9 protein-coding genes are annotated in these 9,568 nt (G+C 35.3%); 7 read left to right on the forward strand and 2 right to left on the reverse strand.

Annotation, left to right across the window (positions count from 1 at the left end):
- Positions 1 to 23 precede the first annotated feature (23 nt).
- The 6 genes from ACOVQQ_RS08850 (at position 24) to ACOVQQ_RS08875 (ending at position 6,488) form a co-directional block, all read left to right on the forward strand.
- Positions 24 to 950 (forward strand): glycosyltransferase family 2 protein, encoded by a 927-nt coding sequence (locus ACOVQQ_RS08850; RefSeq protein WP_421817882.1) that lies wholly within the window; start codon positions 24 to 26, stop codon positions 948 to 950.
- The gene (locus ACOVQQ_RS08855) at positions 940 to 1,734 is read left to right on the forward strand and encodes an acyltransferase (RefSeq protein ID WP_421817883.1); all 795 of its coding nucleotides are present in this window, start codon (positions 940 to 942) and stop codon (positions 1,732 to 1,734) included. Before ACOVQQ_RS08850 ends, ACOVQQ_RS08855 begins: the two co-directional genes overlap by 11 nt.
- A gap of 2 nt (positions 1,735 to 1,736) precedes the next feature.
- A complete protein-coding gene (rffA, locus tag ACOVQQ_RS08860) occupies positions 1,737 to 2,870 on the forward strand; it encodes a dTDP-4-amino-4,6-dideoxygalactose transaminase (protein ID WP_421817884.1) in 1,134 nt (377 codons plus the stop codon).
- A gap of 52 nt (positions 2,871 to 2,922) precedes the next feature.
- Positions 2,923 to 3,867 carry a glycosyltransferase gene (locus ACOVQQ_RS08865; protein ID WP_421817889.1) on the forward strand — a complete coding sequence of 315 codons (945 nt, stop codon included), beginning with the start codon at positions 2,923 to 2,925 and terminating at the stop codon, positions 3,865 to 3,867.
- On the forward strand, positions 3,854 to 5,755 hold the full coding sequence (locus tag ACOVQQ_RS08870) for a glycosyltransferase family 39 protein (protein ID WP_421817890.1): 1,902 nt from the start codon (positions 3,854 to 3,856) through the stop codon (positions 5,753 to 5,755). The genes ACOVQQ_RS08865 and ACOVQQ_RS08870 overlap by 14 nt, the downstream gene beginning before the upstream one ends.
- A 193-nt stretch (positions 5,756 to 5,948) precedes the next feature.
- Positions 5,949 to 6,488: a hypothetical protein gene (locus tag ACOVQQ_RS08875; RefSeq protein ID WP_421817885.1), complete on the forward strand. Its 540-nt coding sequence runs from the start codon at positions 5,949 to 5,951 to the stop codon at positions 6,486 to 6,488.
- A gap of 101 nt (positions 6,489 to 6,589) precedes the next feature.
- Here ACOVQQ_RS08875 and ACOVQQ_RS08880 read toward each other — a convergent pair whose 3' ends face one another.
- The gene (locus ACOVQQ_RS08880; protein WP_421817886.1) at positions 6,590 to 7,471 is read right to left on the reverse strand and encodes a hypothetical protein; all 882 of its coding nucleotides are present in this window, start codon (positions 7,469 to 7,471) and stop codon (positions 6,590 to 6,592) included.
- 4 nt (positions 7,472 to 7,475) lie between these two features.
- Positions 7,476 to 8,348: a hypothetical protein gene (locus tag ACOVQQ_RS08885; RefSeq protein WP_421817887.1), complete on the reverse strand. Its 873-nt coding sequence runs from the start codon at positions 8,346 to 8,348 to the stop codon at positions 7,476 to 7,478.
- 328 nt (positions 8,349 to 8,676) lie between these two features.
- Here ACOVQQ_RS08885 and ACOVQQ_RS08890 point away from each other — a divergent pair, with 328 nt between their 5' ends.
- A complete protein-coding gene (locus ACOVQQ_RS08890; protein ID WP_421817888.1) occupies positions 8,677 to 9,495 on the forward strand; it encodes an FkbM family methyltransferase in 819 nt (272 codons plus the stop codon).
- Positions 9,496 to 9,568: the final 73 nt, after the last annotated feature.

Raw genomic sequence — 9,568 nt, forward strand, 5'->3', positions numbered from 1 at the left:
CAAACTTTTAAAAAAGAAGCTTAATGAAATTATCAGTAGTTTCTCCGGTTTATAAAGCTGAGCGCATTATTCCAACCTTAGTCGAACGGATCGAGCAAGCAGTTTCGCCGATTTTTAACGACTATGAAATTGTTTTGGTAGAAGATTGTAGTCCGGATAATAGCTGGGAAGTTATTGAAGCACTTGCTGCAAAGAATCAACGTATTGTCGCTGCAAAACTCAGTAAGAACTTTGGACAACATCCGGCTATAATGGCAGGTTTATCATTGGCCACAGGAGATAAAATTGTGGTTATGGATTGCGATTTGCAAGACCAACCCGAAGAAATAGGAAAGTTATTTACAGCAATGCAAACAGGCTACGACATTGTTTTAGCCAAGCGCAGTAACCGACAGGACGGCTTTTTCAAAAAACTCTTTTCGCGAATATTCTTCAAAACCTATAGCTATTTAACCGACAGTAAATTTGATAATACCATAGCAAACTTTGGTATTTACGATCGTAAAGTTATCGATGAGGTTTTAAAGATGAGCGATTACATCAAGTCGTTTCCGCTCTTTGTAAATTGGGTGGGCTTTCGGAGTACGTCAATCGAAGTAGCTCACGCCAAAAGAGCTGAGGGAAAAACTTCGTACACTTACGGAAAGTTATTTAGATTGGCATTTGATACGATAATCTCTTTTTCCAATAAGCCCCTAAAAATCTTTGTAAAGATTGGCATGTTTATTTCCTTGATTTCATTTTTTGCGGGAATTTATACACTTTATAAGTACTTTGCAGGGGAAATAAAGGTTTTAGGTTATAGTTCGATCATGATTTCGATCTGGTTTTTATCTGGAATGATGATTACAATTATTGGAGTTGTAGGAATTTATATCGGAAAGATTTTCGATCAATCGAAAAGAAGAAAGCCTTTTATTGTAGAAAAAACCGTGAATTATGAGTCCTAAGAACATCGCTGCTGATGAAATTTACATCGGAAAGAACACGATAATTGAGCCTTCTGCAGTTATTCGAGGAATTAATGGAAACGCACGCCGAATCGTTATCGGAGATAATTGTTACATCGGAACAAATGTGCAGATAATTTGCGATGATTTTTCGTTAGGTGATTATTCCAAAATCCAACACGACACTAATATTCACGGGTATTTGCCTTGCCATATCGGTCATAACGCTTGGATCGGTCAGTTTTCCATAATCGATTCTATTGGAGGAACAACGATTGGAAATAATTGCGGTATCGGTGCCCATTCGCAAATTTGGAGTCATATTAAGTACGGCGATACGCTAGAAGGTTGTCGGTTTTTGTCGGAAAAGCCCATGCAAATTGGCAATGATGTTTGGTTTGTAGGACATTGCATCGTTTCGCCGATCATTGCCGCCGATAAATCGATGGCCATGGTGGGTTCGGTGGTTACAAAAGACATGAATTACAACGAGATTTATGCAGGTTCGCCAGCAAAGTCGATTTCGGACAAGATTGGATTTCAATTTAAAGAAGTTTCGGTGTCGGAAAAGTTTCAGAAAATGCGCGCGTATTTGCAACAGTGGAATCCTAATGCTAGATCTATTGAAATTGTTAGTGACGTTTCTGAAATAGATTTCTCAAAAAGCGATATTTCGTTTTTCAACGTTTCCGATCGCACTTACACCAAAAGAAGTAGTGAAGAAGAAATTGCTTTTATGAAGTTTTTACTTCCTGCGAAAGCAAAATTTACGCCAATCATCTGATTATGAATATCCCTTTCAACAAACCGTATTTGAGCGGAAGAGAAACTTTTTACATTGAAGACGCGGTAAAAAGTGGTAAAATATCAGGGAATGGCGTTTACACACAGAAATGCCAGAAATTTTTTGAAGACAAGTACGGATTTTCGAAGTGCTTACTTACCACTTCTTGTACTGATGCACTTGAAATGGCTGCGATTTTAGTGGGAATTGAACCAGGCGATGAGGTTATTATGCCTTCGTACACGTTTGTTTCTACTGCCAATGCATTCATTTTGCGCGGAGCCAAAATTGTCTTTGCTGATAGTCGATCCGATCATCCGAATATAGACGAAAACAGTTTAGAATCCTTGATTACGGCACGTACCAAAGCTATTGTTGTGGTTCATTATGCCGGTGTTGCTTGTCATATGGAACCGATAATGGCACTTGCCAAGCAACATGATTTATTTGTTATTGAAGATGCAGCGCAGGCAATAGATAGCTATTACACTTTCGCCGACGGCACTAAAAAGGCTTTGGGTTCCATCGGTCATTTAGCGGCTTTTTCATTCCACGAAACCAAGAATATTATTTCTGGAGAGGGTGGGATGTTAGCGGTAAACGATGAGCAATTTGCGAAGCGTGCCGAGATTATATGGGAAAAAGGAACCAACCGCTCGTCGTTTTTCAGAGGAGAAGTCGACAAATATGGATGGGTAGATATCGGGAGTTCATTTTTACCTTCGGAGATTGTAGCAGCTTTTTTGTGGGCACAGCTCGAAAATTTAGAGGACATTCAGCGAAAGCGCAAAGCCATTTGGGACGCTTATTACACAAATTTAGCTTCTTGGGCCGCCGAAAAGAACATCAAAGTTCCAGAATTACCGGTGTACGCAAGCAATAACGGGCACATGTTTTATTTGATTTGTACGAGTTTAGAACAAAGAACGGCGGTTATAAATCACTTAAAAGCACACGGAATTTTAGCGGTTTTTCATTATTTGAGCTTGCACAAGAGTCCGTTTTATCACGAACGCCACGATGGAAGAAGTTTAGTGAACAGCGATCATTTTACCGATGTTTTAGTTAGATTGCCGCTGTATTATGAATTAGAGGTTGAGGAAGTGATTAGGGTTTTAAGGGAGTTTAGTAAATAAGACAACTTTGACTATCAGCAAGATATCACAAATAAATGAATAGAATTTAAAAATATGTTGTCTTACACCTGTATTTAACGATTGGGAGAGTTTTCAAATTCTGCTGAATCGGCTTGAATTCTTGCTTAAAGATCACGATTTGGAACTAAGAGTTTTTGCAATCAACGATGGTTCTACCGAACAGCAACCTTTCTTAGAAACAAAACTTGAGGTAATAACGGTTCATCTTAAATTAAACATTGGTCATCAGCGAGCTATTGCAGTGGGTCTTCAATACATCTACAACGAAGTTACCGATTACGATTACGTGGTTGTAATGGACAGCGACGGTGAGGACCGACCCGAAGATATTCCGGCCTTAATAGCTTCCGCAGAGAGAGAACACAGTAAGAAAATTGTATTCGCACAGCGCAAAAAGCGCCAAGAGTCTGTTTGGTTTAAAACGGGCTATTATTTTTATAAGAATTTGTTTCATTTTCTAACAGGTCAGCGCATAAGTTTTGGAAATTTTAGCAGTATTCCTAAAAACCTGTTGGGGAAGGTGGTGCACCAGCACAATATATGGAATCATTATTCGGGAGGTATCATTCAATCGAGAATCCCGTACACACAAGTGGAGTTGGATCGAGGTAAACGTTACAGGGGTGTTTCAAAAATGAACTTTAACGGATTGATTTTACACGGTTTAAGTTCAATAGCCGTGTATTTTGACTTTTTATCTCTCCGCATTTTAAGAGTCTCCTTGTATGGAATTGCCATTTGTTTTATATCTGTATTGTATATTTTATACCAGAAGTTATTTACAGATAATGCCATACCTGGCTGGGCCTCCAGTTTAATTCTGATTATTTCTGGAATCATACTTCAGTTGTTTTCGGTTACTTTGATTGTATTGCTGTTGCAATTAAGTTCACGGAAAAATATTTCCGAACCCAAAGCCGACATTTATAGAAGCTTTATTGATTCGATAACAAAAGCAAATGATGAAGCAAATTAAAGATCATGCAGTAATCATCGGAGTATTGCTCGTTGCTATTTTATTGCGATTTTATAAAATCGATTATCAAAGTGTTTGGTTAGATGAAATACACTCTTTAAATGAAGCCGACCCACGAAGAGACCTATCTCAAATTTACCAAGCTATAATAGAGGGCGAACAAATCCCACCTTTATACTTTTATTCGCTGTATTTTTTGTTTAAAATTTTTGGTTACACGACCTACGTAGCACGAGCGTATTCGGCAGTTATAGGAGTACTAAGTTTGTTGGCCATCTACAAACTTGGAATTGCTTTTTTTTCGAAACGCGTTGGTTATCTAGCGGCGCTCATTGTGGCGGTAAATCCGTTTCATATATCGTATTCTCAGGAAGCGAGGCCGTATATGTTGCTCTTTTTGTTTACCATACTTGCATTGCATATGCTATTACGGTTTATGAAGAAACCCAATCTTAAATCGGCTTTTTGGTTTGGATTTACGGCAGGGATAATGATAAGCATCCATTTTTTCGGACTCTTTGTACTAGCGGCCTTTTATTTTATCCTACTAATTTCACTGTTCTTTAAAGAGCTTAAAGAACGCTGGATTGTTGTACGATTTGCCATGTTTTCTGGGCTAATTACTTTGCTACTATTTTTACCAGCGGCATCTATACTTTTAAAAGCTAGCGAAATCAAACAATTTTGGATACCTACACCAACCAATGATGTTGTTTTATTAATTTTTAAAGAGTTTTTTGCCAACAACGAAATGCTTTTATACTTAATTTACTTTTTGTTTTTCTTTCTATTTTTTTGCTTGGCTCGCGAAATTAGAAAAGAACTACAATCGGGGAAAAGTGGTAAGGAAGTAGTAAAAAACAAATTAGTTTTCAGCATTTCAATGTTTACGGCGATCGTCATTATTGTTGTTGCCATTCCATTAGTTAGATCTTATCTGTCAGTTCCTATGATGATTAGCAGATATTTCATCGTAGTAATTCCATTATTGGCGTTGATGTTAGCTATTTCTATCGATTTATTGAATTATAAATGGGCAATAACTGTTGTTGCTTTCGCTTTTTTAGCGCTTTCTCTAAATCATATAGTAAATACTGATCATTATTACTTGAGAATCCAAAAAACACAATTCCGTGAAACCACCGATTTTATAAAGCAGAACAGTAAAAATAACGAGAAGGTAGTGAGTAGTTTAGGATGGTATTTACCGTTTTTTTTCCAGAACGACAGCACATATCATGAAATTCAAGAAAGCGATTTAGATACTTACATAAATGCTATAAAAATGGATACCACCTCGCTAAAATCCTTTTGGTATATTGATGGTTTTGGTCGGGAATATAAACCGAATGGTGAGACAAAAGAAATTTTAAATAAGTACTTTTTTGTTGATAAAGAATTTAATGGTTTTGATACATGGGCCAAGCGCTATGAGTTGATAAGTAATTATAGAGCAGAATCAGTTGTCGTTACTTTGAATATTATTGTTGAGGAAGACGATAACTTTCAGTTGTTTTTTTTAGATAGTTCTGCTCCGTATTTTAACGAAAACAATTCTATTTGGTGCGATGTAAAAGGAAAGCCTGTTTTGCAGGATATTGTTTTTAAATTTAATAAACCTCAAAAATTGAAAGGTTTAAGGCTTGATTTAGGAATCAACGATAAGCAAAAGAAGATGAAATTGAAATATTTGAAGATTAAACTTCCAGAAAGGGAAATACTCATAAAAGCGGAAGAATTATCTAGATATTTTATACCAAACAATCAAGTTCAATACAATGAAAGAGAAAAGTCTCTGCAAGGACAGCAGACTAACAATTTAATTTACGATCCTATGTTAATCTCTACGGCTCTTCTCGACGGCTTATTAACGGAGAATGTGGATTGATGTATCATCATAACATTCTTTTTCATTTTAAAAATGCGGTAGCTTTTTTAAAATTAGTATGGTTGTTTTTTGAGTTTATTTTAAAAACAAGTGCAATTAATATCTACTACGCATAATAGGATCACTTAAATTTCGTTTTGAAATCAAAAAAGGTAATAACAAAAATTATAAATTTGCCAAAAAATTTAGAAACATGAACATTAAAGGTTTACTTACATTTCTGCTCATTTCTGCTACACTGTTTAGTTGTAAAGACGACAAAAAATCTGATGCAGAGCAACAAAAAGAGGAAGTTCCTACGTACTCAATTGTACTCAACGCTACAGTTAAGCAAAATGATAACTTACAACTCTTTTTCAAGGAAACTACCGATGAAAACACACAGTTTTCTGAAGAAAATTCGGTTCGTGTAGATGTTGTTGGTAGCGATCAACCTCAAGATATTGAATTCAAATTGCCTGTTGATGCAGTTGCAAATCAATTACGTCTAGATTTTGGAATGAATAAAGATCAGAAAGATATAGTAGTAAATAATTTTACGATGAAATTTAAGGAGAAGTCGTTTACATTAAGCAGCGCTGATTTCTTTGAGTACTTTATTCCAGATTCAACATCGGTTACAGTAGATAAGGCAAACAAAAAAGTAACGCCCAGACCTTCAAAAGAAGGTAATTTTGACCCAAAAATGTTTTCAGGGACTATGTTAGCTGATAAAATAAGAAGCTTAAATTAATAAGATTCCTTTATAATAAAAAAGCCGTCTCAATTTGAGACGGCTTTTTTATAGTTGTGTTATTCAAAGCTATTGATTAATTCACCGTATCATTTAAACGATTAGCTAAAAGGAGGGTAATCAAGAAAGAAGGCTCCCTCACTAACAACGATAACGTCGGACTCATCAGTAGGATTGACCGCAGTAAAGTTATAAGTTCCCCTTATAGTATTAAATGCACGTTGACTTATATCTAATTGTCCAGTACAATTATAGTTCACATACTGATTTTGTTCAACATCGTAAACAGATAAAACAACGCTATTTAAGAATGTAGAATCTGTGAAAGGGAATAGACCCAAATTTTCCTCTGCTCGATCAAATTTGATTGCAATCTTATATTTATCATTGTTAACGCAATTCAAAGCAACTTTATCAAAAGAGGATTCATTTAGCTTTGTGATAAATGAAAAAGTAGAACTCCAAATTTGTCCATTTAGCTTACATTTATTTGAAAGCCCCGCCAAAGGCACAACTTCTCTTCGAACAGGGAGATTAAATGAGCCATTTATATATTTGGTTTCGGATTGAATGTTCTCTGGGTCGTAATATACTAATCCTGAAAAGGTACCAGTAACTCTTTGATTAATTGAGTCATAATTCACATTAAAAGATTCAAAATACTCCAAACTAAAATGTCTAAAACTTCTAAAAACACGGTTAATCCCGGCAGTTTGAGCTTCGATGGTAATTTGTCCTAATCTACCAAATTTATCGAATGACATTGTTCCTTTCGATAAGATAGGAAATTGATTATAGAAATTGCTTTCGATAAGATAAATCATGTCGCCGTCTTGAATAGCTTTATCAAATTTATAAGCACTTAATTCGCCATTTATATAAAGAGAAAATTGAGGCTCTTCAGGTGTAACTTCATCTGAGTTTCCACAGCCTAGGAAAAATGCAGATAAGATCACTGCTGAAATATATTTTTTTATTCCCATTTTATTAAAAGTATTGTTGATAATTTCTAAAAACACCGTCTGGAATAACTATTGTTTCCTGCGGGTTACTTGAATTTACACCATTTAGAGAAAACGTGCCAATGTTGGAGTAAAATCGGGCTCCGTGAAACTCCCTGTAAGAATAAGAAACCGTTCCTTGAACAACAAATTCTTCATAAGTCAAGGTTTGTGGATTAAATTTTCTAACAGAAACATTGTTTTGCCCATTATAACTTCCGATTTCATGAGTCCCAATAGGGGCTAATTTTGCTATTGAAACCTTTATTTCATAGGGTCCTTCGTTCCAAAATGTACTCATCGGTGTAGTATAGAGCGGCCGCCATACCTCACCGTTGATAGAACAGTCACAATATTGTTCAGTACCTTGGAATTGTAATGCAAGTATGGGATCTTCGCTAGTTAAAAAAGAAACTGTAATTTCACCCGAAATTGCTCGGGAGTATGAATTAAGATCTAAATCATTCTCGTATAAATTTCCACTGAAACGCATATTAATCTTGCCAGTGTTTTCATTAATCTCTATGATTTCGCAAATGAAAAAATTTGAAGCAAAATATCTATAATTTTTAAACGTGTAATTTCCATCACCGTAACCATTAAAAAACAAATTACCTCGAACAAATTCACCTTTACGAGTAAAAAGTAATTCAAGGTTATTTCCGTAAACACCACCAAGAGAACATGTTAACCTAACAAAGTTAGGGCTTACGGTAACTTCATAAAATTCGTTATCAGTATCTTTATTCTCTAAGTCTGATGTAAAACCATCAAGCGTTATCTTAAACGAATCAGATTGGTCCAAATCACTAGAACAAGAAATAAATGTTAAAAGAATCAATGTTATCATTTTTCTCATAAGCAAATCACTTTAGAAGACACTAAGATCGAAAAATAATTACAAATCAACGATTAATACAGACTTAAAAACGACAATATTTATAATACTGAGATAACTTCTTTTCAATCGATAAATTCAAAATGGAACATTACCTTGGGTTACACTAGTAATGCGTGTTATTTTTTTATTACAGTTTTTTAGTTTTCTAATCTAAGATCTGTATATTGTGTTGTGGCTAATTCCTCTAAGTAGATTGCAAGCTCACTAATAAATTAGATAATTGTTTTTTAACCAGTACATTTATATCTAGAGCTTTAAATAGCACAAATGTTAAAATTTAAATGAAATGCGCCGACTAAAAATATTTTTCTTTTGGTTATTTAAATCCAGAAATCGAATAAGTACGATGCAAATGCTTGCATTTTTATTCAAGCCTACGGTAGCGCAGATTGCAAAAAACTATTTATCGACTATTAAGTATGATGAAGATAAAAATTTTGCGCAGGTTCATGTAAGCGGGGTCGAGAAACCTCTTTATTGGCCAACGATTTTCCCAATCGACCGAATCAATCAAGTTGTAGCCGAAACGTTTGACAAATCCGATTGGCATTATTACCAGAAAAAAGGAACAGAAATTAGTGAAAACGAAGTTCTACTTGATGTTGGTACAGCAGAAGGATTGTTTGCCTTGTCGGTATCGCAGTTATGTAAAGAGATGATACTTGTGGAACCAAGTAAAAGTTTTTGCGAAGCCTTAAATAAAACTTTTGAAAACTGTACGACTAAAGTCAGAATCGTTCATGCTGCAGTTGGAGATTATAACGGGAAAGTTAACTTTGCACAAAGTTCTCTGGATGGGTCTCTTTACGATGAAAATACCGGCGGAGAAGAGGTTGATTTGCTTACCATTGATGCTATAGTTGGAGACACAACAATTACCTATTTAAAAGCCGATGTCGAAGGTTTTGAGCAACAATTAATCAACGGAGCAACACAAACAATTAAACGATGTAAACCAAAAATCGCCATAACTAGCTATCATCCTCAAAACAATGCCCAAGAAATGATAACCGCAATTAATCAAATGGTTCCTGAATATAAATTTTATACCAGTGGCATTTTCCAAGAAGGCGGAAAACCAGTTATGATTCATGGCTACATTTAGCCAAGAATAAAAGACGGATATGTACAAAAAGCAAATCGATTTTTTAACCTACATCAGCGGCCAGGGCATTAAC

It is taken from the genome of Flavobacterium sp. (genome assembly GCF_049240005.1).
Taxonomy (GTDB): domain Bacteria; phylum Bacteroidota; class Bacteroidia; order Flavobacteriales; family Flavobacteriaceae; genus Flavobacterium.

Coding starts and splice junctions, on each gene's coding strand:
- ACOVQQ_RS08850 (WP_421817882.1), top strand. CDS start 24: ATGAAATTATCAGTAGTTTCTCCGGTTTATAAAGCTGAGCGCATTATT.
- ACOVQQ_RS08855 (WP_421817883.1), top strand. CDS start 940: ATGAGTCCTAAGAACATCGCTGCTGATGAAATTTACATCGGAAAGAAC.
- rffA (WP_421817884.1), top strand. CDS start 1,737: ATGAATATCCCTTTCAACAAACCGTATTTGAGCGGAAGAGAAACTTTT.
- ACOVQQ_RS08870 (WP_421817890.1), top strand. CDS start 3,854: ATGAAGCAAATTAAAGATCATGCAGTAATCATCGGAGTATTGCTCGTT.
- ACOVQQ_RS08875 (WP_421817885.1), top strand. CDS start 5,949: ATGAACATTAAAGGTTTACTTACATTTCTGCTCATTTCTGCTACACTG.
- ACOVQQ_RS08880 (WP_421817886.1), bottom strand. CDS start 7,471: ATGGGAATAAAAAAATATATTTCAGCAGTGATCTTATCTGCATTTTTC.
- ACOVQQ_RS08885 (WP_421817887.1), bottom strand. CDS start 8,348: ATGAGAAAAATGATAACATTGATTCTTTTAACATTTATTTCTTGTTCT.
- ACOVQQ_RS08890 (WP_421817888.1), top strand. CDS start 8,677: ATGCGCCGACTAAAAATATTTTTCTTTTGGTTATTTAAATCCAGAAAT.